A 24,640-nucleotide genomic window follows, 5' to 3' on the forward strand; every position below is an offset into this window, starting at 1 on the left:
AGTCACCCGAACAGGTTGCACGTAGAATTGGGGCCATGACGTCCCGTGCAGATAAATTGCCAACCTGCCGGTCTTGATGGGTCGAGATTGCGGGATGGCTCGGCAATCGTCAGCCGCTTGTCGCTGCTATGTCGGTGCGTACCACGGGTTGATAACGTTAAGTCCTGCGGCTTCGAAGGGACTAGTGTCGCGGGTAGCGACAATAAATCCGTTCGCCGCGGCAGTTGCGGCGATATAGGCATCTGCTTTACCGATTGCCCGACCTGCTACGCGTGCTCGCGCCATTAATTCCGAATAGCTCTTTGACACAGCCATGTCGAACGATAGAACGCGTCCAGAAAATAGAGGTAGAACTTCCTCTTCTAGTCGATCGTAGAGGACGGTCTTTCGTCTTCCGCTAGGCATCGCGGCGATGCCGAACCGTAACTCAGCTACTGTAATCGCCGAGACGAACAGTGTTTCCACTGCTTGAGCATCGATCCACGCCAGCACCTGACTATCGGGTGTGGGCTTCCATGGCTCCGAGATGACGTTGGTATCGATCAGGATCATTCGAAACTCATAGGTTCCGCAGCCGCTTTGTCTCGGACGAGCTGCAGATTATCCACGTCGTTGTTGGAAAGCCCTGCTTCGCGCCCGATCGATGCTAGCAACGAGCCCAACATGACGCGCTCAGCTGGCCGTACCGCTGTTTCTAGGATGTCACGGATTTCTGCTTCGGTACTGCGGCCGTGATGAGCTGCCCTCACTCTCAAGGCACGATGTGTCTCCTCAGACAAATTGCGTATTGTAACTGCTGCCATCGCTTGCACCCCCTTAACACTGATGATCATGCTATCAATATATGGAAGGTGATATCAGCTGACAACTCCTCTAGTTGTTTTGGAAGGACGCTTTTTGAATTGCGACAAATTGCAATCCTCATCCACCATCCATGCGCAACCTTTGCCACCCGACTGCGGTCAGTAGTATCAACTGACTAAGTAGGAGGGCATTTCGACCGCAGGTGCCGCTGAAGTGGCTCGCCGGCTAGATCGGCTGGCGGAGTTGCGCAAAACTCCATCGCGCGCAGTTGAGCAACTGCCACTCCCATTAGAGCCGCTGGCCAATTATGGGATGAGGCCCGTGGTCCGATAGGCCCGGATCGTCCGGTCATAGATGCCGATGTCCCGGCAACCGCGTGCGACCAGCTGCGCGCCTTCCATAGCAGCAAAAATCGCCATCGCCCACTCCTGCAGATTTTGCTCGCCCGACGAGGGCCTTGCGCGTGAGAGGATCTGGGTGAGCCATCCGACGTTCATCTGCGCGAATCGATCGACCTCGGTTCTGACCTCCGCAGGGAGGTCGTCTAGTTCCGCGCTCATAATGCCGCACAGGCACATGCGATTATCGTTGGCCAGGGCAGCGCGAAAGATCGCCGCGTATCTGCCCATGCACCAACTCGCATCGTTGGAAGTGGCCAGCAGCTCCGCCAGGTAGGCTGCGCCCTCCTCCGTATAGCGACGCGCCAACGCGGCGCCGAGATCGCCCTTGGTCGGAAAATGATAGTGCACGCTGGCGCTTTTGATCCCGACCTCTTTGGCGAGTTCACGAAAGCTCAGCGCACTGTAGCCATGCGACTGCACCGTGGCTTTTGCGGCGGCCATGACCGCCTCGCGCATATCCGTCTTGGTTTTTGCCATTGTCGTTCCGTACCTATCACTCGATAGATAGTTGTTGACGGCCAAAAAGGGAAGAGATATCTGTGAATCGCAATCTATCTATCGATAGACAGATAAAGGCATTCCTGATGAAAATCTTCGATCGCCCCGGCTTTCCTGGGCAACCGCCAGCGCGATAAGGCGCTAGCCGGCATGAGGTATTTCGATACGGTGCTGCAGGACCGTTCGTTCGTCGCCGGCGATGCATTCTCGATGGCCGACATCACAGTGTTTGCCGGGCTGATGTTCGCGGACGCCGCCGGCATTGCCATCCCTGAAGATCATTCCGCGCTGAAGACCTGGCGCACAAAAGTCTCCGAGCTGCCGAGCGTCAAGAATCGCAGCGGCCAGATGTTCGTCGCGGAGGATCTGCGTAGGCTCGGCTTCTAATCGCACACCTCACCTCGCTACACCGCGCCAACCAATTCCCCACCGGCAGCTCTGATTGCACCGGCGCCCGCTCCTGCGCCCGCCGCTCCGCGGCAGATGGCACCCGAGAAAACACTGCCCGGAAACTCGAACAAATTCAGGCGGATCGTTATCCAGGTGCAGTCGGGGTTGCCTGCCTACGGTTATTACGCTGGCTCCCTGACTGGTGTCGTCGACGAGGACACGCGCGCGGCGCTGAGCCAGATGCAGAAGGACAACAAGCTCAAGGTAACCGGTACGGTAACGACAGAGGTCTTGAACGCATTCGGGATTGCAGCACGATAGCGATTGGAATGCCCTGCCGCTCTATACGCAGCGCTTTTCCGACATAACGGCGATAGTAGTCAAGCCCCATTACAGCCATCATCACCTTGTTTTTATTCTATTTATTTCGTGTCTAGATGCGTGAGCAATCGCGATCCCGACAAAAGGGGGATAAAGACCGGGCGCCGTATCTAGGTCATCGGGGCGACCTGCTTCTCCCTCGCCGCATTCAAAACGCGGATAAAACGCGTCGCTCACTTCTTATTACCATCGCATTGTTTTTGCTGAAAAAACTCACCCCTCTCACCTGAGTGGACCGTGACGATAGGGGCGAATCTGATATAAGGGGGATAAAACGAGGAAACGAAATGCCTATCCATGATCCATGCGCTTTGCTCAACCGGTTGCTTCAAGAGCCGAACGAAACTGGGTGGCTGGAATTCAAGGTCAATAACAAGGATCCGCGCGAGATTGGTGAGTATGTTTCCAGCCTCGCGAATTCAGCCATGCTGGCTGGCCGGGATCGTGCTTTCCTTGTCTTCGGCGTGGAGGACCGCTCGAAAGAACGGGTGGGGACCGAACTCCGTTTGCAAAAACTAAAGCAGGGAAACGAGGATTTTACAAATTGGCTGAGCCGGATGATCGAGCCGCGTGTCCTCATCGAGGTTCTGGATTTCTCGTGCGATGGCCTTGCCTATTCCGTGATTGCCATCGAACCGTCCTATGAACGGCCCGTAAAGTTCAGCGGTGTGGAATTCATCCGGATTGGGGAGAACAAGAAAAAGCTCGCCGAGTTTCCGGAGCATGAGCGGGCGCTGTGGATAGCGACCGGAAGGCGCCGCTTCGAGACAGCCGTGGCTGCATCCAACGTGACCACGGAAGATGTTTTCGCGCTCCTGGATCCGGATCCTATGTTCGATTTAACCGGCGAGCCAAGGCCCAAGAACCAAGAAGAGGTGACCCGCAAGATGGCGGATCGAGGGGTTGTTCTGGATAATCTTGAGGGCCGGTTCGACATTACCAACCTCGGCGCCATCATGCTGGCCCGCGACGTCACGGCTTTTCCCTCCATCGCCGGGAAAGCCGTTCGCATCGTCAAATATACCGGCCGCGATAAATCTCGATCCGACTTCGAACAGGAAGGCAAGAAGGGCTACGCCGTCGGTTTCACCAGCATGATGAAATTCCTGATGGAACGCCTGCCCAAGGACGAACGATATATCGACGGGGTTCGACGCATGGTTCCGCACTTCCCGGAAACAGCTATCCGGGAAGTGATTGCCAACGCACTCATCCACCAGGATTTCATGGCGACCGGCGTCGGTCCTGTGGTTGAGATCTATGATAACCGGATCGAGGTCAGCAATCCGGGTAACTCTCTGATCAGCACCGACCGAATCCTCGACGAACGACGCTCCCGAAACGAAAAACTGGCAGCGACTATGCGTTCATTCGGCCTCTGTGAGGAACGCGGTGGCGGTCTCGACAAGACGCTAATTGAGATCGAGGCAGAGCATCTCCCGGCCCCCGATTTCATCTCATCCGAAAACTCAATGCGTGTCGTGCTGTTCGCGCCAAAAGGCTTCAACCAGATGTCGAAGGCAGAGAAAATGCGGGCGTGCTTCTTTCATTGTATTCTGCGCTGGCTAACTCACGATTACATGAGCAACGCAACTCTCCGGGAACGGTTCTCGCTTCCGGCCGAAGAGTATCAGGCAGTTTCCACAATTATCGCGGAATCGATCAAACTCGGCCGCATCGCACCGGCAGATCCGGACCAGGGCAGGAGAAACGCGAGATACGTTCCGTACTGGGCCGTCTAAGGCAAGTGACCGCCTTGACAGGAATCGAACCGTGAATTCGGTCTGGCATGAGTGAGACTTTGGCCCGATATGATACGTTTACGACATACTGTCGTCCGCTGGTACAAAATCATTAGGGCAAGCAGATCGTCTTTTGGGGCGGAATTCGCGGCCCGCCTTGCCTCCGGTCGTCTGCTCCCTAGATCCGACACATGGATACCGAGCGAACCACAGCTCCTATCAGATCGGTAAGGGCGTCTTCGCGGAAACCTCTGCAGAGGTTGAGCCCGGCCATTGTCGAGCAAGTCGAGCGCCTGCTCGGTGGACGCACGCGTGATATCCGCTTCAATGGGGAACTGGCTCGGCTTTTTGGCGAACGCTCCTGGCCGCGGACTGCCAAGATCATTCGCGCGTGGATGGTCTGGGTTATCGTGCTCGACGTCCTGACGTTGGGCCTCAACGCGATCTTGCTTCCGACTGAAACCGTCATGTCGATGCTTTGGCCAGCGTCTATCCTTCCCCCCGCGGCTCTTGTCGCCGCGGTGGCCTTCCTGCGGCCGCATGCTTTGTGGGTGCAGGGAGTTTTCCTCCTCTCGGCTGTTTTTCTCATCCTCCTGTCGGTCGCCATGGTGGGCGTTAACACCGGTGGCGAGTTTTATGAGCGGCATTTGACCATCATGCTTTTTGTGGCCGTCACTGCCATTATCATATTTCCCATTCCACTCGGTTGGGCGATGGCGATCGGTGCTTCTGCCCTCGGTATCTACCTTGTGTTTCAACTGCGCAATCCAGCCATCGAAGTGGGCAGTGCTCTGGCCGGGACGCTGTTTTTCGCAAGCGGTGTGGCTGCAACCGTCGTTGCCCGACGTACCGCAACCATCTTCGCTCAGAAGACTTTCTTGCTGGAGTTACGAGATCGAAGTCGCCTCGCGGAGCTTACCGACGCCAATTCCCAGCTGGAATTGCTGGCACGGACAGATCCGTTGACGGGTGTCGCCAACCGGCGCTCGATGATGGAAACGCTCCATTATTTCTGGAGCGAGGATCTTAAACGAACGAGCGGCGCGGCGATGCTGATGTGCGATATCGACGACTTCAAGCATCTCAACGATAATCTCGGACATGCCGAAGGCGACCGCTGCCTGGTGAAGGTTGCCGGCATCATTCAGAGCAGCATGAGAGACGAGCGGGACCAGGTCGCCCGTTACGGAGGCGAAGAATTTCTCGTCTTTCTCCCAGGCTCAGATGAGCAAGAAGCCAAGGTCGTCGCTGAGCGGATACGCAGCCGAGTGGAAGCTGCGTCTCTTCCAAACCCGACCTCCCGCGTCGTTGCTTATGTCACTGTCAGCATTGGAGTGGCCACGATGATGCAAGACAGTGAGCTTGTGTCAGCAGAGCACATGCAACGCCAAGCGGATGCGGCGCTCTACCTTGCCAAAAAGACTGGCCGCAACCGTGTGGTGGTCCATGCCGCAAAGGTCGACCAAGCCTCAGACTAAGCCGTTTGGCTATCGTGGTCTCCAAAACGACTGCCTTAAAAGGCCGCAATCTGGGTCCGGTGTCAGCCCTGTCAGCTTGACCATTTGACAGATATCCTACAAGTCGATATGTAACATCGATCTTATCGGCGATGCGGGAAAGTGACCGGCATGACATTGAAATCGATGAAGCCGCTGACGCGCGCGCCACTGCTGCATGTCTCCGTGCAGGAAAGTCTGCGCGCCTATATCGACGACAATGGCCTGGCGCCCGGAACCCTGCTTCCGGCCGAGGGAGAGCTCGCCACCCAGCTCGGTGTCAGCCGCAATTCGCTGAGGGAAGGCATCAAGGCGTTGGAATCGCTCGGCGTGCTGGATACGCGGCGCGGCGTGGGTATCTTCGTGAAGGCATTTTCCTTCGGGCCGCTTCTCGACAACCTCGCTTACGGCCTCGGCGGCGCCCTGCGGCAGATCGAGGAGGTCCTCGAAATCCGCCGTACGCTGGAAGTGGGATTGATCGGCAAAACGATCGACGTGATCGGCGAAGAGGACATCGCCGAATTGCGCGCCACCGTCAATCGGATGCGCGCCCAGGCCGAGCGCGGTGAAACCTTTGCGGAAGACGACCAGCTGTTCCACCGACTGCTGTTTCGCTGCCAGGACAATGAAACGCTGGTGCGGCTGATCGATGTCTTCTGGCTCGCCTTCTACAAGGCGTCGGATTTCGTCAACCTTGAAAATGCCGATCCGATGGCAACGTGGCGCGACCATGCCGCAATCGTCGATGCGATCGAGGCAAAAGATCTGGAGGAGGCGCGCAGACGCCTGGATCGTCACTACGAAGGCATTGCCCGGGTGATTGCCAACAACAAGACAAGTTCAAACGTGGGAGGAACACATGAAAAGACTGTCTAGATTATCCGTGATTGCGCTTGGCGCCCTGCTGTCGACGGCTGCCGTTCCAGCTCTTGTCGTTTCGGGCGTTGCAATAGAGGCCCAGGCAGCCACGCTATCGGGCGGCTTCGATGTCGGTCCCGGAGGTTTCCAGGGCAACTTCAATCCGCTCGCCGCGACCGCCGGCTTCACCTGGCTCAGCATCTATTACGAACCGCTGATCACTTATGACGAGAAGCTGCAGAAGGTCGTCGGCGCGCTGGCAAGCTCCTACGAGGTCAGCTCCGACCAGATGACCTACACGTTCAAGCTGGTGGACGCCAAATGGCATGACGGCAAACCGTTCACTGCCAAGGACGCAAAGTTCACCATGGCCCTTGCGATGGACGCGAAAACCGGCTCGGTGCTCGCCGCCCGGCTGAAGGGCATATCGTCCGTCGAGACGCCGGATGAGCACACTGTTGTCATCAAGCTCAGCGCCCCCAGCAGCAGTTTTCCCGACACGATGACCAAAGTGATGATGCTGCCCGAGCATGCGCTCTCCTCGATCCCGGCCGACCAGCTGACGAAGAACACCTGGTGGTCCACAGCTCCGATCGGCACCGGTCCGTTCAAATTCACCAAATACGTCTCGGATCAATATGTCGAACTTGCCGCAAACACCGATTATCGCGGTGGCAAACCCGCACTGGAACGCGTCATCAATCGCTATTTCGCCAACCCGGCCGCAGCAATCGCTGCGCTGAGATCCGGCGAAATCCAGTTCACCTATGTCGATTCCAACGACGTGCCGACCTTCAAGGACAACAAGGACTTCCAGGTCATAGAAGGCAACTCTTTCGTCGTCAACTACCTGGGCTTCAACCACGAATCCCCGCTCTGGAAGGACGTGCGCGTCCGCCAGGCGGTGATGTACGCGATCAATCGCGATGCCATCATCCAGAGCCTTTATGGCGGTGCGGCCAAGCCTGCCAACTGCGCCTATGTCGCCGAACAGCTGATACCCCCTGATATCGACAGCTATGCCTATGATCCCGAGAAGGCCAAGCAGTTGTTGACGGAAGCCGGCTGGGACCAGATCAACGGCGGCAAGCAGATCACCCTTCTGACCTATTACACCACGCCGCTGGCGACCAACGTGCTTGCCGCAGTCCAGGCGATGCTTGCCCAGGTCGGCATCAACATCGTCCCGCGCGCCGTCGATGCGCCGACCTATAACAGCATCGTGCTCAATGCGACGCTGGATATCGCCCAGTTCCAGTTGGTTTATGCCGGGCTGCAGAACGGGCCGGATGCCGGAAGCATCAATGTCGGCCTCAACGAGAAGCAGATCCCTCCGGCCGGGCCGAATGTCGCCAGGGTTCGCATGCCTGACCTCACCAAGGCGCTCGATAGCGCCTTGGCCGAGCCTGATAGCACCAAGCGGGATGCCGCCTACCAGGACGTCTGCAAGGTGATGAACACCAACCTGCCCTGGGCGACGCTCTGGGTGGCAAACCGCTATGGCATCGTCTCGACAAAGGTGAAGGATTTCGTCTGGACGCCAGCGCCGGGCGGCGGCCCCTACCAGGCCAATCCGCAGAAATGGTCGATCGCCGAATAGGCGCTTTCCGGGAAAGCCTTGAGGGTGGCTTCGGCCACCCTGACAAGACGGCCCGATAAGACGGATTACCGATGCTCCAATACAGTCTCAGACGCCTGATCATAGGAATAGGCATGCTCGTCGCCCTGAGCATGCTGATCTTCCTGCTGCTGCGCCTGACACCCGGCGATCCGATCGATGCCTATATCGATCCTAACCTGCCGATGTCGCCGTCAGACCTTGCCGATCTGCGCCGAAGCCTCGGCCTCGATCAGCCCTTGCCAGTGCAGTATCTTGGCTGGTTGCAGCAGGCGGTGACGGGCAACCTCGGCTATTCGATCAAGCGTCTCGATCAGCCGGTTCTGGGGCTGGTGCTGTCACGGATCGGCCCGACAGTTCTGTTGATGGGCACCGCACTTGCCTTTGCCATCGTCGCAGGCATCACTTTCGGGGTGATCGGCGCCGTCCGCCGCAATTCGCTTGCCGATCTGTCCTTGTCGGTGGTTGCGCTTGCCGGCATTTCCAGCCCGGCCTTCCTCAGCGCGCTGATCGGCCTTTATATTTTCTCCGTCCGCCTGCACTGGATGCCATCAGGCGGCATGCTGACGCCGGGCGAGGAATTCTCGGTGGGCGATCTCCTCCACCATCTGATCCTGCCGGCGGCACTTCTGTCTGTCGCGCAAGCCGCATTGATCATGCGTTATATGCGCGCCTCGCTGCTCGAAGTTCTGACCCAGGATTACGTGCGCACGGCCCGCGCCAAGGGCGTTCGCGAGTTCTGGATCATCAGCAAGCATGCCTTGCGCAATGCGCTTCTTCCGATCGTGACGCTGATCGGTTCCACCATCGGGCTTGCAATCGGCGGCGCCATCTTCATCGAGAGCGTCTTCAACTGGCCGGGTATGGGTCTGTTGCTCGTCGATGCCGTGCAGACCCGCGACTACCCCGTCATCATGGGGGCGACACTCGTCATCGGCGCCTGCGTTATCGTCGTCAATCTTCTGACTGATATCACCTATGCGGTCGTCGACCCGCGCATCAAGGTGGGCTGACCATGCTGGCACGCTCGTCCGAACGCCGGAGCCCCGGACCATTTTCCCGCGCCTTCAGTCGGTTTCTGCTCAACCGCGCAGCTGTTGCCGGCGTCTGCATTGCCACGCCAATGCTGCTGCTGATCCTCTCCTATCCCCTATGGTGGGCTTTCCGGCCGAACGACATCGATCTTCTGGCCATGAATAGCGGGCCGACGGCAACGCACTGGTTCGGAGCCGACGGCGTCGGCCGCGACGTCTTCGCCCGCGTGCTCGAAGGCGGCCGGATTTCGCTGCTGGTCGCCGTCGCATCGACCGCGCTTTCTGCCGTCATCGGGTTTCTTTTTGGGGCAACCTCGGCGCTTGCCGGACGCTGGACGGACGCCGTCTCGATGCGCTTCGTCGATCTGGTGATGACCCTGCCACCCGTCATCTTCCTGCTTGTGCTCGCGTCGATTGCCGGCACCGGCATCTGGCCGACTGTGCTGGTCATCTCGCTGCTCTCCTGGCCGCTGCTTGCGCGCATGATCCGCTCGCGGCTGCTGGAATTGCGTGAGCGCGACTTCGTCATGGCCGCCCGCGGCATGGGCGCCGGCATCGGCCATCTGCTCTTCCGCCACGGCCTGCCGAACTCGATCGATATCCTCGTGGTCTATGCAACGCTACAGATCGCCAATGCCATTCTGCTCGAGGCGGGACTGTCCTTCCTCGGTCTCGGCATCGCCCCGCCGGCGGCAAGCTGGGGCAACATGCTGAACGCGGCCCGCTCGACCGCCGTGCTCGAACAATATCCGTGGCAATGGCTCTTCCCCGGCGCCGCGCTGATCCTTGCCGTCCTGGCGATCAACTTCATTGGCGATGGCCTCAGAGATGCCTTCGATCCGCGTGCCGAACTGAACTGACAATCGAAAGAAGCGAAAATGACCAAATTCAAGGGTGTCGTCCCTCCCGTCGTAACACCGCTCAATCCGGATCTCACCATCGACTACCCATCCTATTCACGCGTGCTCGAGCATCTGATCGGCGCCGGCTGCCATGGCGTATTCGTGCTCGGCTCGACGAGCGAGGTGATCTTCCATGACGAAAGGACCCGGCGGGAAATCATCGAGCATTCGGCCAAGGTGGTGAACGGCCGGGTGCCGCTGATCGTCGGCGTCATCGATCCGACCACGGATCGCGTCATCGCCCATGCGAAGGTCGCAAAGGCGGCCGGCGCCGATGCAGTCGTGGTGACGGCGCCATTCTATACGGTCACCAGCCAGTCCGAGATCCTCGACCACTTCCGTTATATCCGCGACGCGGTGGACATTCCGCTGATCGCCTACGACATTCCGGTCTGCGTTCACGTCAAGCTGCAGCGCCAGACCGTGGTCACGCTCGCCAGGGAAGGCGCCATTATCGGCCTCAAGGATTCCAGCGGCGACGATGGCAACTTCCGCTATGCGCTCCTCGACCTTGCCGAACAAAAAGACGTCTTCCTGATGACCGGCTCCGAGATCGTCGTCGACACCGCCCTGCTGATGGGCGCCCATGGCGTCGTTCCTGGCATCGCCAATGTCGATCCGCACGGCTATGTCCGGCTTTGGGATGCTGCCCAACGTGGCGACTGGATCGCCGCGAAGAAGGAACAGCAGCGTCTCTGCCGCTTGTTCGAAATCGTCTGGGTCGCGCAGGGTCGTGTCAGCGGCGGCGCAGCCGGCATCGGCGCCTTCAAGACCGCCATGCGCAGCCTCGGCATCATCGATTCCGCTGTCATGCCCCGTCCGCGTGCCTCTCTTAACGAAGCCGAAACGGCGCGGATCGACGAGATCCTGCGTGCAACCGGCCTGCTGAACTGAGCCAGTTGATGGAACAGACCGCCGAACCCGTACTCGACATCAGGGGATTGCGAACGATCTTCCGCATCCGCGGTGGCGAGATCACGGCGGTCAACAATATCGACCTGACCGTTGCCGCTGGCGAGACGCTTGCGCTCGTCGGCGAATCCGGCTCCGGCAAGTCGGTCACCAGCCTGTCGGTCATGCGGCTGCTCACCCGCAACATCGGCGTGATCGCCGCAGGCAGCATCCGCCTTGCGACGGGGAACGGCGTGGTCCGCGATCTCGTCTCCCTCGACGAAGAGAGCATGCGCAGGATCAGGGGCGACGACATCGGCATGGTGTTCCAGGAGCCGATGTCGAGCCTCAATCCCGTCTTCACCATCGGCGACCAGATCGCCGAGCCGATCCGCATCCATCGCGGTAGCGACCGCAAGGCGGCGATGAACGCAGCCGTCACGCTGCTTGAAAGCGTCGGCATACCGGACGCCCGGCGCCGCGCCGGCCAATATCCGCACGAACTGTCAGGCGGCATGCGGCAGCGCGCGACGATCGCCATGGCGCTCGCCTGCGATCCGGCGCTGCTGATCGCCGATGAGCCGACCACGGCGCTCGACGTGACGATCCAGGCGCAGATTCTCGACCTGCTCCTCAAGCTGCAGCGCGAGCGCGGCATGGCCATGCTGTTCGTCACCCACAATCTCGGCGTCGTCGCCGAAATCGCCCATCGCGTGGCGGTGATGTATGCCGGCCGGATCGTCGAAGAAGGGCCGGTCGGCGAGGTCTTCCGCAATCCCAAGCATCCCTACACGATGGGCCTTCTCGCCTCCATGCCGCGCCTTGGCGATGCCGCACGGATGAAACAGGCCGGCGAAAAGCTCGCCGCCATTCCCGGCATGGTCCCGAGCCTGATGAACATGCCGAGCGGCTGCGCCTTTTCCCCGCGCTGCAAATTCGCGATCGATGCCTGTCGCGTGGCGGTTCCCGCGCTCGAACAGATCAATCCGCAGCACCGAAGCCGCTGCATCAGATGGCAGGAGATCTAGATGAGCGAACCGCTGCTTTCCGTCCGCGACCTTTCGAAACATTATACCTCCCGCGGCACGCGGCTGAACATTCTTCAGGGCATTTCCTTCGATATCGGCAAGGGTGAAGTCGTCGGGCTTGTCGGCGAATCCGGCAGCGGAAAGACCACGATCGGGCGTTCCGTCCTTCGCCTCGTCGAACCGTCGTCCGGCAGCGTCCGTTTCGACGGGACGGAACTCACGGCACTTTCCGCCTCCGCGCTAAGGCGGCAGCGGCCGCGCATGCAGTATATTTTCCAGGATCCCTTCGCCAGCCTGTCGCCGCGCATGACGATCGGCGAGATCCTGACGGAAGGCCTGAAGATCCAGGGGATCGGCACCGCCCGCGGCAGGCTCGAACGGGCGCAGTCGGCTTTGGTAAAGGTCGACCTGCCCGCCGATGCTATCAATCGATATGCCCATGAATTTTCCGGTGGCCAGCGCCAGCGCGTCGGGATTGCCCGTGCGTTGACCTTGTCGCCGGAATTCATCGTCGCCGACGAGCCGGTTTCGGCGCTCGACGTGTCGATCCAGGCGCAAGTGATCAACCTGCTGCGCGACCTGCAGCAGCAGCTTGGCCTGACCATGCTGTTCATCTCGCATGACCTTGCCGTCGTCGAATATATCTGCGACCGGGTGATCGTGCTCTATCTCGGCCGCATCATGGAAATCGCGCCGAGTGCCGATCTCTATGCGAGACCGCAGCATCCCTATACGCGTGCGCTTCTGTCGGCGATTCCGTCGCCCGATCCGGATGCCCGCCGCAACAGGCAGATCCTGAAAGGCGATATTCCAAGTCCGGCCAATCCGCCGAGCGGATGTGTTTTTCGCACGCGCTGTCCGAGCGCGCTCGATGCCTGCGCCGGCGCCGTTCCGCAATTGCGGGAAATCGCGCCCGGCCACTTCAAGGCCTGCATCCGCGACGACCTCAATTGATCCGTCATCCCTCGGAGAAACAAGAGATGAATGCGAAGACGCCGCGTCCCGCCATCAGCGGAAACTGGGCGAGCCTGCTTCTGCCGATCGCGGCCGATGACAGCATTGAATTCGACAAGCTCGGCGAAGAGATCGACATCCTCATCGATGCCGGCGTCGACGGTATCTATTCGAACGGCACTGCCGGCGAATTCCACAATCAGACGGAAGCGGAGTTCGACAGCATCCAGGCAATGCTGGCCGAGCGCTGCAAGGCATCTTCAACGCCATTCGTCATCGGCGCCTGCCAGCCCGACCCGCTGATCATGCTCAATCGCGTCCGTCGCGCCGCCGCGCTAGATCCGCGCGCCATTCAGGTCATATTGCCGGACTGGTGGCCGCTCACCGATGCCGAAGCGGTCGACTTCCTGAAACGAACGGCCGAGGCTGCCGACAGAATTCCGCTCATCCTCTACAATCCGCCGCATGCAAAACGCGTGCTGGCGCCAAGGGAGCTCGGCATGGTCTGCGCGGCAGTGCCGGAGGTGATCGGCATCAAGCTCGCCGATGGCGACGCCTCCTGGTATGCCGAGGCACGCCGGCATCTGTCCGGGCTGTCACTCTTCGTCCCCGGCCATCATCTGGCAACCGGCACCAAGGAAGGTGTGGCAGCAGGCTCCTTTTCCAATGTGGCCTGCCTTAGTCCCCGCGGCGCTCAGGCCTGGACGGTCTCCATGCGAAACGAGATCGACCCCGCACTCGATCTGGAGGGACGCATCGGCGCATTTATGGACGCGCATATTGTCCCGTTTCGCCAGGAATTTGGCTATTCGAACGCCGCTCTCGACAAACTTTTGAGTGCGATCGGCAATTGGGGACCCGTGGGCACCCGTTTGCGGTTTCCCTATCGCTCGATAGACATGGCAGAAGCGGTCAGGTTGCGACGCATCGCACGCTCCGAACTCCCCGATCTTTTCCACTGAGTTTGCTCAAAGAACGGGCATGGCACGAAACAAGCTGCGTTGGCTCGCCCTGATGGGCGTCGAACCGAAGAGACAAGGTCCGATATGGCTGAGAACGAAAAGCTCTACCATCCCAGCCGGGCCGATATCTTGCTGGAGGCCTCCTTCAGCAGAACGATGAAGCGGTCGACATCGCTTTTTTGCGTGCGAAAGGCCGGGGCGCCGACATTCACCGCGGCGATCACGGATCCGTCGAATGCCAGAACCGGCACCGAGACGGAGACGAGTTGATCGCTGACTTCACCGTAACTCACACAAAATCCCTGGCGGCGGATTTTATCCAATTCAGCAACCAGCTTGCCACGATCCGTGATCGTGCGCTTGGTCAGCCGCGGCAAAGTCTCCGGGATCATTTGCAGCTGCACCTGGGGGTGGAGATAGGCGAGAAGCACCTTGTACGAGCCGGCCGTGAGCGGCCGTCTTCGACCGATCATCGCCTGCACCCGCAAGTCGCGCATCGGTTCAAACTTTGCAATACACAGGGATTCCCCATTGTCGATGATCCTGAGCTGGGTCGTTTCGTTCGCCTTCTGGCCGACTTCTTCAAGAATAGGATTGGCTATGCGCACCAGATCAACCTGTGTCGAGGCAGCGGTCCCGAGAATGATCGCAGTCGTCCCCAGCCGGTAAGTGCCCGTATCGCTCTTCCGCACCAGGCCGCGCCGTTCCAGTGTGCGTAACATACGCAAAATTCTCGGCTTGGTTTCCCCGAGGTTCTGCGCCACCTCGGTCAGTCTGATATCCGGGTTTTTGGCGACATTAAGCAATACCTCGATGCAGACATCAACAGATTGCACGATATCGCTTTTTGATGGCTGTCTTTTGTCCATGGGACCAGAATTTTCTCCGCGACAAAGGCTGAAGGATTGGCATTATTTCAAGTTACACCTATCGTAACGCGCTTGATTTCCGTTTGACAGCCCCCTTGAGGCCCCCTTACCAATTTGTGTCAAGAGTGGACGGGAACCTGCTCGTACCGGCCAAGCAAGGTCGGCCCAAAAACGCTAAACCGGGATGGAAGAAATGGCCGCAAAAATATTGACGCGGGCAGCGATCGGGCTGCTCGGAACGATTGCTATTCCTGCAATGGTCGCCGCACAGGAAACCCCGCTGACGATCGGGATGTCGACGACGCCGACGACGCTGGATCCCCATGAAGACAGTTCGGCGCCAAACAATGCGACCTCGCGCCATATCTGGGACAGCCTCATAAACCTCACCGGAACGTCGGCAAACGCGCCGGAACTCGCCACCGAATGGAAGGTCGTCGACCCGACCCACTGGGAATTCAAGCTGCGGAAGGGCGTGAAATTCCATGACGGCAGCGAGTTCAACGCCGATGACGTCATCGCTTCGCTACTGCGTGCCCGCGACAAGCCCAGCCAGAGCTTTGCTTCCTACACCCGCAATATTGTCAATGTCACGGCCACGGATCCCTATACCATCGTCGTCGAGACGAAGGTTCCAGATCCGATCCTGCTGAATTCCGTCAGCCGAATTCGCATTATCAGCGCCGATTGCAAGGAGGCGCCGGTCCAGGATTTCGACAACGGCAAGTGCGCAATCGGAACCGGGGCCTATTCCTTCGTCTCCTATTCGCCAGGCAGCAACCTGACCTTGAAGCGCAATGACAGCTATTTCGCTGGCCCCTCGCACTGGTCGAACGTCACGCTGCGCTTCCTGCCCGATGACGGCGCCCGCCTGGCATCGCTTCTTTCCAACGAGATCGACATTGTCGAAACCCTTCCTGCCGATGGAATGGCACGCGTGGAAGCGAGCGATAATCTGCAAGTCATCAACGGCCTGTCTTCCCGCTTCGTCTATCTTGGCCTCGATGTCAGCCGCGATGTTTCGCCTTTCGTGAAGGCTGCGGATGGTTCCGATCTCGACAAGAACCCGCTCAAGGATGAACGGGTGCGTCGCGCAATGCTGATGTCGATCAACCGGCCGGCAATCGTCGACCGCGTCATGCAGAAGAACGGCACGGTGGCCGACCAATTCGTCACCCAAGGCTATGCGGGCTATTCCGAAAAAGTCGAGAAGGTGGGCTATGATCCGGCCGCCGCCAAGGCGCTTCTGGCCGAGGCCGGTTATCCCGATGGCTTCAGCCTGACCCTGCATGGTCCCTCTGGCCGTTATGTCAAGGATGCCGAAGTTCTGCAGGCGGTCGGCCAGATGTTCACGCGCATCGGCATCAAATCGAAAGTCGAGGTCCTGCCCTGGTCGATGTATTCGGAAGCCTATTCAAAGGGCACGTACAGCACCTATTTCGGCTCCTGGGGTGTGAACACCGGCGAAACCACCAATCCGACTGTCGCGCTCGTCGCGACGCGCGACGAGAAAAAGGGGACCGGCAGATATAACGGCGGCGGCGTGTCCGATCCGAAGATCGACGAGGTACTGGCCAAGGCGAGTTCGACACTCGATGAAGCTGCACGCGCGCCCCTTCTCGAGGAGCTGTCGACCGAGACGTTCAACAACCTTTGGCTGCTCCCAATGCATTACGAAAACGTCGTGCTGGGTGCAAAGAAGACCGTGTCCTACACCCCGCGCGGCGACAAATATACGCTCGCTTATGACGTGAAGCCGGCGGACTAATGCATGTCGTCCAAAAGCGTGCAGCGGTTTTGGGACAAATAAAGATTTGAAGTGCGCCGCATCGATCCAATCGATGCGGCGCGGTTTAAAACAGCAGCATGGGGCCGCACCAGGGCCGTCCCTTTCTTCATCTCCCAGGAGACACTCATGCAGGAACTTGGAACGGGCGAAGCCGTCGCCCGGGCAAAGGCCATCTATGACTATGGCCAGACGGCCATCTTCGCCTCTCAGGCCGATCCTCGCCTTCATATGGTGCTTTATGTGCCGCCGACGGCGGCAGATGGCCGCAAGCTCGACCTCCTGGTCGCGGTCCACGGCACCGGGCGCACATCGGCCATCGACTTCCGCGACGGTTTTGCCGAATTCGGGCTCTACAACGACTGCGCCATCCTTTGCCCGATCTTCCCGGTTGGCGTTCTCGGCGATGGTGCGCGTTCCGGCTACAAGTTTCTTGAGGAAGGCGACATCCGCTACGATCAGGTCGTCCTGGCCATGGTCGCGGAGATGGCCGACAAATACCGCCAGGACTGGTCAAAATTCGCCATGTTCGGCTTCTCCGGCGGCGGGCATTTCGTGCACCGTTTCACCATCCTGCATCCGGAAAAGCTCTGGGCGGCATCCATCGGCGCACCTGGTTCCGTCACCCTTCTGGATCCGACGCGTGACTGGTGGGTCGGCATTCGGGATCTGGAGGCGCGCTTCGGCAAGGCCTTCCGGCCCGAAGATCTCGCCAAGGTGCCGGTGCATATGATCGTCGGCGACGCCGATCTGGAGACCTGGGAAATCACCCACAAGCCGGGTGGAAAATATTATATGGATGGCGCAAACGACGCCGGCAAAACGCGGCCCGAACGCCTTGCCGCCTTGGCGAGCTCATTCCGCAAAGCGGGTGTCGATGTGACGTTCGATCGTGTTCCGGGCGTCTCTCACGACCGGATGAAAGTTCTGGGCAACGTCAAGGCCTTCCTGGCAAAGGTGCTGGAGGGCCGTCACGCAAAATGAGAAATGCAACGATCGTGGCGCCTCAGCCGGAGGCCGTTGAAGCCGGCGCGGAAGTTCTCGAGCGCGGCGGCAATGCCATCGACGCAGCACTTGCCTGTGCTTTTGTCCAGGGCGTGGTCGACCCGCAGATGGCCGGCATCGGCGGCTTCGGCTCCATGCATGTCTACATGCCGAAAAAGGGGGTGCACGAGATCCTCGAATTTTATGCGCGCGCGCCGTTGAAGGCTGCGCCGGACATGTGGCTCGACAAGATCAAGCACCAGAGCCGCGACGGCTTCGGCTATGTGCTTGAAGGCAATATTTCCGATATCGGCTACCTTGCCGTCTGCACCCCCGGCTCGCTCAAGGGTTATGAGACCGCGTTGCGCGACTACGGCACCTTCGATTGGGCCGATCTCATCAAGCCGGCCATCCGCCTTGCCTGCAACGGTTTCATGATCCGAAACCACATGCAGTGGTATTGGGCCAAGGACCAGTCGAACGACGGTTTTGCCAACACGCTCGACAAGCTGCGCTTTTCTGAAACGGGTCGGAAAGTCTATTTCCACGACGACGGCACGCTCAAGAATGTCGGCGACCTGCTCGTCAACAAGGACATGGGAGAGACCCTCGAACGCATCGCGCGAAGCGGCGGCTCGGACATCTTCTATCACGGCGAACTGGCCGAACAGATCGCCGGCGATTTCAAGGCAAATGGCGGCTTGATCGATCGGCAGGACCTGGCGCGTTACGAATTGTCGAAGGTAGAGCCGGTTTGGGGCGACTATCACGACCACCGCATCGCCACCTCGCCTCCACCAGGCTCGGGCTTCCCGATGCTGGAACTCCTGCATATCATGGAGCAGTTCGACGTCGGCTCGCTGCAGCATGGCAGCGCCGATCATGTCCGCATCCTGTTCGAAGCGATGAAGCGGATGACGATCGACAAGGACGCGCATATGGGCGATCCCGCCTATGTCGACGTGCCCTATGCAAAGCTGCTGTCGAAAGAGCATGCAAAGGCGCATGCCGGCGCGATCAAGGCGGGCGAGATCGCCAGCGTATCGCGCCTTGATGGGTCGCAGCGCGACACCACCCACATCTCGGTAATCGACAAGGACGGCAATGCCGTCGCGATGACCCACACCCTCGGCAGTCCCTCGGGCGCGATCACCGACGGCCTCGGCTTCATGTACAATGGCACGATGAGCCGCTTTAATCCGCTTCCCGGCAAGCCCGGCTCCATCGCGCCCGGCAAGCGGCGTCCCAGCTCGGCGGCACCGACGATCGTCTTCAAGGACGGCGAGCCCAGCATCGTCATCGGAGCGCCAGGCGGCAGCTATATCGCGCCCGCCGTTGCGCAATGCCTGATGAACATGATCGATTTCGACATGTCCGTGCTCGAAGCGGTCTCGGCGCCGAGGATCGTAGGGGTGTCAAACACGATCGACATCTGCAATCGCATTCGACACTCTGTCGAAGACGAGTTGCGGGCGCAGGGTTACCAAGTGGCGCGGTCGCCGCAGACATACGCGTTCGCCGCAGTCCACGCGATCAAGATTGACGGCGGCATCTCGAAAGGCGCGGCCGATCCGCAGCGTGACGGGATGGCGATCTCCGTCGCCTAGATTCAAAATTACAGCGTCCTTTGCGGCTCTCGAAAAGACGCGCGGCGCTGTAGGGAGAGGTTCAATGGTCACATCCATCATCAGGCGATTGATACAGGCGTTGTTCGTCGTTGTCGCGATGACGATCATCGTCTTCATCGGCGTCAATGTGATCGGCAATCCGGTCGACATCCTCATCAACCCGGACGCCAATCAGGCGGAGCGGGCACTCGTCATCGCGCATTACGGCCTGGATCAGCCGCTGTGGAAACAGTATCTGCTGTTTCTCCAAGGGCTTCTGCACGGGGACTTCGGCAACAGCTTCGTTTATGGGCGGCCGGCGCTGGATCTGATCCTCGAACGTCTCCCGGCAACGCTCGAACTGGCGATCACGGCTCTCGGCATCGCGCTGCTGTTCGGCCTGCCGCTTGGGCTGTACGCAGGGCTCTACCCCAATCGGATTTCCTCCAAGCTGATCATGAGCGGCTCGATCCTGGGCTTCTCGCTTCCGACCTTCTGGGTCGGCCTCATGCTGATCATGGTCTTTTCCGTCGAGCTCGGCTGGTTGCCGACGAATGGCCGTGGCCCGACGCAAGAACTGCTCGGCGTACAATGGTCGTTTCTGACCGCAGACGGCATCCGGCACCTTCTATTGCCCGCCTTCAACCTGGCCCTGTTCAAGACGTCGCTCATTCTTCGGCTGACCCGTGCCGGCGTGCAGGAGGTCCTTCCCCAGGACTATGTGAAGTTTGCCCGCGCCAAGGGATTACGAGAGGGGCGGATCATTTCCGTGCACGTTCTCAAGAACCTGATGATCCCGGTGGTGACCATCATCGGTCTCGAGTTCGGCTCACTCATCGCCTTTTCGGTCGTGACCGAAAGCATCTTTGCGTGGCCGGGCATGGGCAAGCTCATCATCGACTCGATCAACCTTCTCGATCGCCCCGTCATCGTCGCCTACCTGATGATGATGGTGCTGCTCTTCGTCGTCCTCAATTTCATCATCGATATCTGTTATACCCTTCTGGATCCGCGGGTCCGGCTGGAAGGAAAGGCTTGACCCCATGGCCGAACCACAAACGCAAGACACCAGCGCTCCAACGCCCGAACCCAGTCGTCTGTCGAAAGGGATCGCGAATTTCTTCAGCTCTCCGGCAGCCACGATCGCCTTCCTCACGCTGGTGATCATCTGTTGCCTGGCGCTGTTTGCGCCATGGATCTCTCCGCAAAATCCCTATGATTTGATGCAGCTCGACATCATGGATGGACGGCTGCCGCCGGGGTCCGAATCCATGACCGGGCTTGTCTATCACCTCGGTACCGACAGCCAGGGCCGCGATATCCTGTCCGGCATCCTCTATGGCCTGCGCACCTCACTACTGGTGGGCGTTCTGTCGGCTTTCGCCGCTGCCATCATCGGAACCTCAGCCGGATTGTTCGCCGCTTACATGGGAGGGCGCACCGAAACCGCGATGATGCGGCTCGTCGATCTGCAGCTCTCGTTTCCCACCATATTGATGGCGCTCATGATGCTCGCCGTGCTCGGCAAGGGCGTACCCAACGTCGTGATCGCACTGATCATCGCCGAGTGGGCGACCTATGCCCGAACGGTCCGCGGCACCGCTCTGGTCGAGCGCGAGAAGGAATATATCGAGGCTGCCCGGATGCTGCGCCTGCCCGGATGGCGCATCCTCTTCAGGCACCTGCTGCCGAACTGTCTTGCGCCGGTCATCGTCATCGCCACGATGCAGATCGCCCGGGCAATCGGCCTCGAAGCAACCTTGTCCTTCCTCGGTCTCGGTGCATCCGTGACTGAACCCTCGCTCGGCATGCTGATCTCGACGGGCTACCAGTATCTTCTGACGGGCCTTTACTGGATCAGCTTCTTTCCCGGCATTGCCCTTCTGGTCACGATCGCGGCGATCAATCTCGTCGGCGACCGGCTGCGCGATGTCCTCAACCCGAGGAACATGTCATGACCCCATTGCTGCAAGTGAGCAATCTCGTCACCGAATTCGGCGGCGGCAGGGGACGCCCCAGCCTTTGCGCCGTCAACGATGTGTCGTTCACCGTGGAGCGCGGCAAGGTCCTTGGTCTTGTGGGAGAATCCGGATCCGGAAAGTCGGTGACCGGCTTCTCGATCATGCGGCTCCTCGATAAGCCCGGCCGGGTTGTCGGCGGCAGGGTCATCTTCGACGGCGCCGACATCGCGAAATATTCAGACGAAGAGATGCGGCAACTGCGCGGCAAGCGGATCGCCATGGTATTCCAGGATCCGATGATGACGCTCAATCCGGTCCTGACGGTCGGAACGCAGATGGTGGAAGCCGTCCGGGCACACGAGCGGGTCTCGAAGGATGCCGCCCAGCAGCGGGCGCGGGATGCTTTGGCGCTGGTCGGAATACCAAGCCCTGAAGAAAGGCTTGCCGCCTATCCGCATCAGTTTTCCGGCGGAATGCGCCAGCGTGTGGCGATTGCCATCGCGCTTCTTCACAAGCCGGACCTCATCATCGCCGATGAACCGACAACAGCGCTTGATGTGACGATCCAGAGCCAGATCATTTCCGAATTCCAGAAGCTCACCGAACAGGGAAATACGGCGGTGATCTGGATCACCCACGATCTGGCGATCGTTTCAAGATTGGCCGACGAGATCGCCGTCATGTATGCCGGCCGCCTCGTGGAGACCGGACCAGTGGGCAAGGTTCTGACCGATCCTCACCATCCCTACACGGCCGGTCTGATCGCGTCCGTTCCTTCGCAAAACAGACGCGGAGAGCCGCTTCACCAGATCCGCGGCATGACGCCGGCGATCGACCGGCTCCCACAGGGATGCAGTTTTCGTACGCGCTGTGATCGGGCAACCGACGGCTGTCTGGTCATGCCGGCACTCATGCCGGAAGGCGATCGCTCCTTCCGCTGCATTCATCCCGTAACGAAAGAGGTAGCATGATGACGGCGACCGCCGCGCCCCTTATCGAAGCGAGGAACGTGTCGCAGCGCTTCGGAGCCAAGCCCGACCTGGCCGCCAAGATCGCGCTCAAGCTCAAGCTCGCCAAACCGGCGCCTATCGTTCATGCGCTTGATGATGTCAGCCTCAGCATCCGGCCCGGAGAGGTTGTCGGCCTTGTCGGCGAAAGTGGCTGCGGGAAGTCGACGCTCGGCCGCGCCATTGCAGGGATCACCTCGCCAAGCCAGGGCCAAATTCTCTGGAAGGGGATGGACAGAAGCGCCATGTCGAAAGGCGAGCAGCATCAGTTCGGTCTCGCCAGCCAGATGATTTTCCAGAACCCGATGGCGGCTCTCAATCCGCGCATGACCGTCGAGGAGCTTATCTGGGAGGCGCCTCGAACACATGGACTTGCCCGCTCGACGGAACGCGACGCCTATGTCGACAGATATTTGATGCTGGCCGGTTTCGACCCGGCGATGAAAAAGCGATACCCGCACCAGTTTTCCGGTGGCCAGCGGCAACGCGTCAATATTGCCCGCGCGCTCGCCGTGCAGCCGAAATTCCTCGTCTGTGACGAAAGTGTCGCAGCACTCGACGTTTCCATCCAGGCCCAGGTCATCAACCTGTTTATGGAACTTCGTGACAAACTCGACCTGACCTATTTGTTCGTCAGCCATGATCTCGGCGTCGTGGAACATATTTCCGATCGCGTTGCGATCATGTATCTCGGCCGCATCGTCGAAGAAGCGCCCGTCGAGGAGGTTTTCAGGCGGCCCAATCATCCTTACACGAAAGCGCTCCTGGCCGAGGTGCCGCGCATCGAATCCGGCAAGCGGCAGTTCAGGCCCGTCGATGGCGAACTCCCCAGCCCGATAAACCCGCCGAAAGGCTGTCACTTCCATCCGAGATGCCCGTTCGCGATGGACCGCTGTCGTATGGAAGTACCGGTGAAAAAGGAAATTGCACCGGGGCACCTGTCGGCTTGCCATCTCAATGATGAATGATCTCAAACGACAGGACCGCTGACAGCGATCTGTCGCGCAATTGGCCCGCGGGTTTGCAGGTGCGGCGCCATTTTTTCAGAGCAACGATCGGAGCAAAACTATCCGGAAGACCGGCAACCCGATCTCGTTCTTTAAGGAGCGGAAGAATTTTCTGTTGTCGCAAATGAAAAATCTGATTTACTGACGCTTCGCTGCTTGGCTTTAAGGGGGATATTGCCGATGCCGTGGACACGCAGAAATATTGTGCTTGGTGGATTGGCGTTACTTGGCGCCGGTGCAGTCCGGAAACCGGCATTCGCCGCGGCGTCTTCCTTTTTCGACGGCACCATCGTCGACAATGGCGTGACGTTCCGAAGAACCAACTTCGCCAAGATCGACAAGAAGTGGCACCGCCAGGTCGTCAAATATTTCAGCAGCGAGCCGATCGGCACCGTCGTCGTCGATACGAGGCACCATTTCCTCTACGTGATCATGGAGAACAAGACGGCCATCCGCTACGGCGTCGGCGTCGGCCGCGAGGGCTTCAAATGGTTTGGCCGCGCCACGATCGACAGCAAATCGCTGTGGCCGCGCTGGACGCCGCCGCCGGAGATGCGCAAGCGCCATCCCGAACTGCCCGAATTCGTGGCGGGAGGCTCACCGAAAAATCCACTCGGTCCCCGCGCCATGTACCTGCATCGCGACGGCGTCGACACCGGCTATCGCTTCCACGGCACGCTGGAGCCGTGGAGCATCGGCAAGGATGCGTCGAGCGGCTGTATTCGCATGTTCAACGAAGACGCCATCGATCTTTACCAGCGTTGCCCGATCGGCACCGCGGTGCAGGTTCTGCCGCATATTGCCGACCAGGCTGAAAGTGCAGCGCAGGTCAGCCAAACAACTCCGGTCGAATGAGGAATATCACCCTGATGTCTGCTCCGACCGGATTTGTGAGGCGCCTTGCCGCCGCAGCCATGCTCTTGGCGCTCGCCGCCTGCAGCACCACCGATATCGCCTCCGTGGAAGAACCTGCTGCGGCGCCGATGACCGGCCAAACCAACGATCCAGCACCCGGTTTCGAGAACGTTGCGATGGGCAGCGAAGAGGATTTCATCCTTAATGTCGGCCGCCGGATCTACTTCAAGCAGGATTCCGCAACACTCGATCCCGTCGCCATGGCAACCCTGGATAACCAAGCCGCCTGGCTCAACAGGAACCCGTCCTGGCTGCTCAAGCTGCAGGGATTTGCCGATGATTCCGGCTCCGCAGCCAAAATGGAGACGCTGTCACAGAAGCGCGCCGATGCGGCGATGGCCTATCTCGTCTCGAAGGGCGTGGACGCCAGGCGCATGTGGGCCAAGGGCTACGGCAACGACCGCGAAGTCCGCGACTGCACGGAGCGCTCTTGCAAGGTCCAGAACAGGCGCGTCGTTACCAATCTCCGCACCCAGCCTGACGCGGCCTGATCCAGCTCGAACCACACAGCGCTTGGCGCAGACACGCCAGCCGCTATTGGCTGG

At 59.7% G+C, this 24,640-nt stretch carries 24 protein-coding genes and 1 pseudogene; 21 read left to right on the forward strand and 4 right to left on the reverse strand.

All coding sequences use genetic code 11. The features are described 5' to 3' along the window. Nucleotides 1–126: 126 nt before the first annotated feature. From AC244Q_RS25275 to AC244Q_RS25285, 3 genes are all read right to left on the reverse strand, one after another. Nucleotides 127–552, reverse strand: a complete 426-nt coding sequence (locus AC244Q_RS25275; protein WP_012755158.1) for a type II toxin-antitoxin system VapC family toxin — start codon at nucleotides 550–552, stop codon at nucleotides 127–129. After that, complete coding sequence (locus AC244Q_RS25280) at nucleotides 549–803, reverse strand: FitA-like ribbon-helix-helix domain-containing protein (protein WP_128406651.1); 255 nt, start codon at nucleotides 801–803, stop codon at nucleotides 549–551. Before AC244Q_RS25280 ends, AC244Q_RS25275 begins: the two co-directional genes overlap by 4 nt. Nucleotides 804–1,109: 306 nt before the next feature. Beyond that, a complete protein-coding gene (locus AC244Q_RS25285; protein WP_012755160.1) occupies nucleotides 1,110–1,682 on the reverse strand; it encodes a TetR/AcrR family transcriptional regulator in 573 nt (190 codons plus the stop codon). 138 nt (nucleotides 1,683–1,820) lie between these two features. On the opposite strand from AC244Q_RS25285, the pseudogene AC244Q_RS25290 reads away from it, so the two are divergent. From AC244Q_RS25290 to AC244Q_RS25345, 12 genes and pseudogenes are all read left to right on the forward strand, one after another. Beyond that, nucleotides 1,821–2,090 (forward strand): annotated as a pseudogene (locus tag AC244Q_RS25290) (glutathione binding-like protein); the annotation flags it as partial. A 168-nt stretch (nucleotides 2,091–2,258) separates the two neighbouring features. Further along, complete coding sequence (locus tag AC244Q_RS25295; protein ID WP_487764156.1) at nucleotides 2,259–2,414, forward strand: peptidoglycan-binding domain-containing protein; 156 nt, start codon at nucleotides 2,259–2,261, stop codon at nucleotides 2,412–2,414. A 347-nt stretch (nucleotides 2,415–2,761) separates the two neighbouring features. Next, nucleotides 2,762–4,216 carry an ATP-binding protein gene (locus AC244Q_RS25300; RefSeq protein WP_128406650.1) on the forward strand — a complete coding sequence of 485 codons (1,455 nt, stop codon included), beginning with the start codon at nucleotides 2,762–2,764 and terminating at the stop codon, nucleotides 4,214–4,216. A 191-nt stretch (nucleotides 4,217–4,407) separates the two neighbouring features. After that, complete coding sequence (locus AC244Q_RS25305; protein WP_050786648.1) at nucleotides 4,408–5,694, forward strand: GGDEF domain-containing protein; 1,287 nt, start codon at nucleotides 4,408–4,410, stop codon at nucleotides 5,692–5,694. A 150-nt stretch (nucleotides 5,695–5,844) separates the two neighbouring features. After that, nucleotides 5,845–6,588: a FadR/GntR family transcriptional regulator gene (locus AC244Q_RS25310; RefSeq protein WP_012755164.1), complete on the forward strand. Its 744-nt coding sequence runs from the start codon at nucleotides 5,845–5,847 to the stop codon at nucleotides 6,586–6,588. Continuing rightward, complete coding sequence (locus AC244Q_RS25315) at nucleotides 6,572–8,170, forward strand: ABC transporter substrate-binding protein (protein WP_128406649.1); 1,599 nt, start codon at nucleotides 6,572–6,574, stop codon at nucleotides 8,168–8,170. Before AC244Q_RS25310 ends, AC244Q_RS25315 begins: the two co-directional genes overlap by 17 nt. Nucleotides 8,171–8,241: 71 nt before the next feature. Continuing rightward, nucleotides 8,242–9,201, forward strand: a complete 960-nt coding sequence (locus tag AC244Q_RS25320; RefSeq protein ID WP_041935709.1) for an ABC transporter permease — start codon at nucleotides 8,242–8,244, stop codon at nucleotides 9,199–9,201. A 2-nt stretch (nucleotides 9,202–9,203) separates the two neighbouring features. Then, nucleotides 9,204–10,082 (forward strand): ABC transporter permease, encoded by an 879-nt coding sequence (locus AC244Q_RS25325; protein WP_012755167.1) that lies wholly within the window; start codon nucleotides 9,204–9,206, stop codon nucleotides 10,080–10,082. 18 nt (nucleotides 10,083–10,100) lie between these two features. Next, nucleotides 10,101–11,018 (forward strand): dihydrodipicolinate synthase family protein, encoded by a 918-nt coding sequence (locus tag AC244Q_RS25330; protein ID WP_012755168.1) that lies wholly within the window; start codon nucleotides 10,101–10,103, stop codon nucleotides 11,016–11,018. An 8-nt stretch (nucleotides 11,019–11,026) separates the two neighbouring features. After that, entirely contained in the window at nucleotides 11,027–12,043 is a 1,017-nt protein-coding gene (locus AC244Q_RS25335) for an ABC transporter ATP-binding protein (RefSeq protein ID WP_012755169.1), read from the forward strand. Next, the gene (locus tag AC244Q_RS25340; protein ID WP_012755170.1) at nucleotides 12,044–12,997 is read left to right on the forward strand and encodes an ABC transporter ATP-binding protein; all 954 of its coding nucleotides are present in this window, start codon (nucleotides 12,044–12,046) and stop codon (nucleotides 12,995–12,997) included. It begins immediately after the preceding gene. A 26-nt stretch (nucleotides 12,998–13,023) separates the two neighbouring features. Then, nucleotides 13,024–13,959: a dihydrodipicolinate synthase family protein gene (locus AC244Q_RS25345; protein ID WP_012755171.1), complete on the forward strand. Its 936-nt coding sequence runs from the start codon at nucleotides 13,024–13,026 to the stop codon at nucleotides 13,957–13,959. A 104-nt stretch (nucleotides 13,960–14,063) separates the two neighbouring features. On the opposite strand, the gene AC244Q_RS25350 is transcribed toward AC244Q_RS25345, so the two are convergent. After that, entirely contained in the window at nucleotides 14,064–14,828 is a 765-nt protein-coding gene (locus AC244Q_RS25350; protein WP_012755172.1) for an IclR family transcriptional regulator, read from the reverse strand. Nucleotides 14,829–15,021: 193 nt separating this feature from the next. On the opposite strand from AC244Q_RS25350, the gene AC244Q_RS25355 reads away from it, so the two are divergent. The 9 genes from AC244Q_RS25355 (at nucleotide 15,022) to AC244Q_RS25395 (ending at nucleotide 24,586) form a co-directional block, all read left to right on the forward strand. Then, complete coding sequence (locus AC244Q_RS25355; RefSeq protein WP_012755173.1) at nucleotides 15,022–16,596, forward strand: ABC transporter substrate-binding protein; 1,575 nt, start codon at nucleotides 15,022–15,024, stop codon at nucleotides 16,594–16,596. Nucleotides 16,597–16,743: 147 nt separating this feature from the next. Next, on the forward strand, nucleotides 16,744–17,598 hold the full coding sequence (locus AC244Q_RS25360; RefSeq protein WP_012755174.1) for an alpha/beta hydrolase: 855 nt from the start codon (nucleotides 16,744–16,746) through the stop codon (nucleotides 17,596–17,598). Continuing rightward, entirely contained in the window at nucleotides 17,595–19,205 is a 1,611-nt protein-coding gene (ggt, locus tag AC244Q_RS25365) for a gamma-glutamyltransferase (protein ID WP_012755175.1), read from the forward strand. The genes AC244Q_RS25360 and ggt overlap by 4 nt, the downstream gene beginning before the upstream one ends. A 64-nt stretch (nucleotides 19,206–19,269) precedes the next feature. Then, entirely contained in the window at nucleotides 19,270–20,244 is a 975-nt protein-coding gene (locus AC244Q_RS25370) for an ABC transporter permease (protein ID WP_128406648.1), read from the forward strand. 4 nt (nucleotides 20,245–20,248) lie between these two features. Then, on the forward strand, nucleotides 20,249–21,163 hold the full coding sequence (locus AC244Q_RS25375; RefSeq protein ID WP_012755177.1) for an ABC transporter permease: 915 nt from the start codon (nucleotides 20,249–20,251) through the stop codon (nucleotides 21,161–21,163). Then, nucleotides 21,160–22,137, forward strand: coding sequence for an ABC transporter ATP-binding protein (locus AC244Q_RS25380; RefSeq protein ID WP_012755178.1), 978 nt, complete (start codon nucleotides 21,160–21,162; stop codon nucleotides 22,135–22,137). The genes AC244Q_RS25375 and AC244Q_RS25380 overlap by 4 nt, the downstream gene beginning before the upstream one ends. Beyond that, a complete protein-coding gene (locus tag AC244Q_RS25385) occupies nucleotides 22,137–23,141 on the forward strand; it encodes an ABC transporter ATP-binding protein (RefSeq protein ID WP_012755179.1) in 1,005 nt (334 codons plus the stop codon). Before AC244Q_RS25380 ends, AC244Q_RS25385 begins: the two co-directional genes overlap by 1 nt. A 219-nt stretch (nucleotides 23,142–23,360) precedes the next feature. Continuing rightward, on the forward strand, nucleotides 23,361–24,035 hold the full coding sequence (locus AC244Q_RS25390; protein WP_128406647.1) for a L,D-transpeptidase: 675 nt from the start codon (nucleotides 23,361–23,363) through the stop codon (nucleotides 24,033–24,035). 14 nt (nucleotides 24,036–24,049) lie between these two features. Then, nucleotides 24,050–24,586 (forward strand): OmpA family protein, encoded by a 537-nt coding sequence (locus AC244Q_RS25395; RefSeq protein ID WP_041935752.1) that lies wholly within the window; start codon nucleotides 24,050–24,052, stop codon nucleotides 24,584–24,586. Nucleotides 24,587–24,640: the final 54 nt, after the last annotated feature.

The sequence above is a fragment of the Rhizobium sp. CB2179 genome (assembly GCF_057653455.1).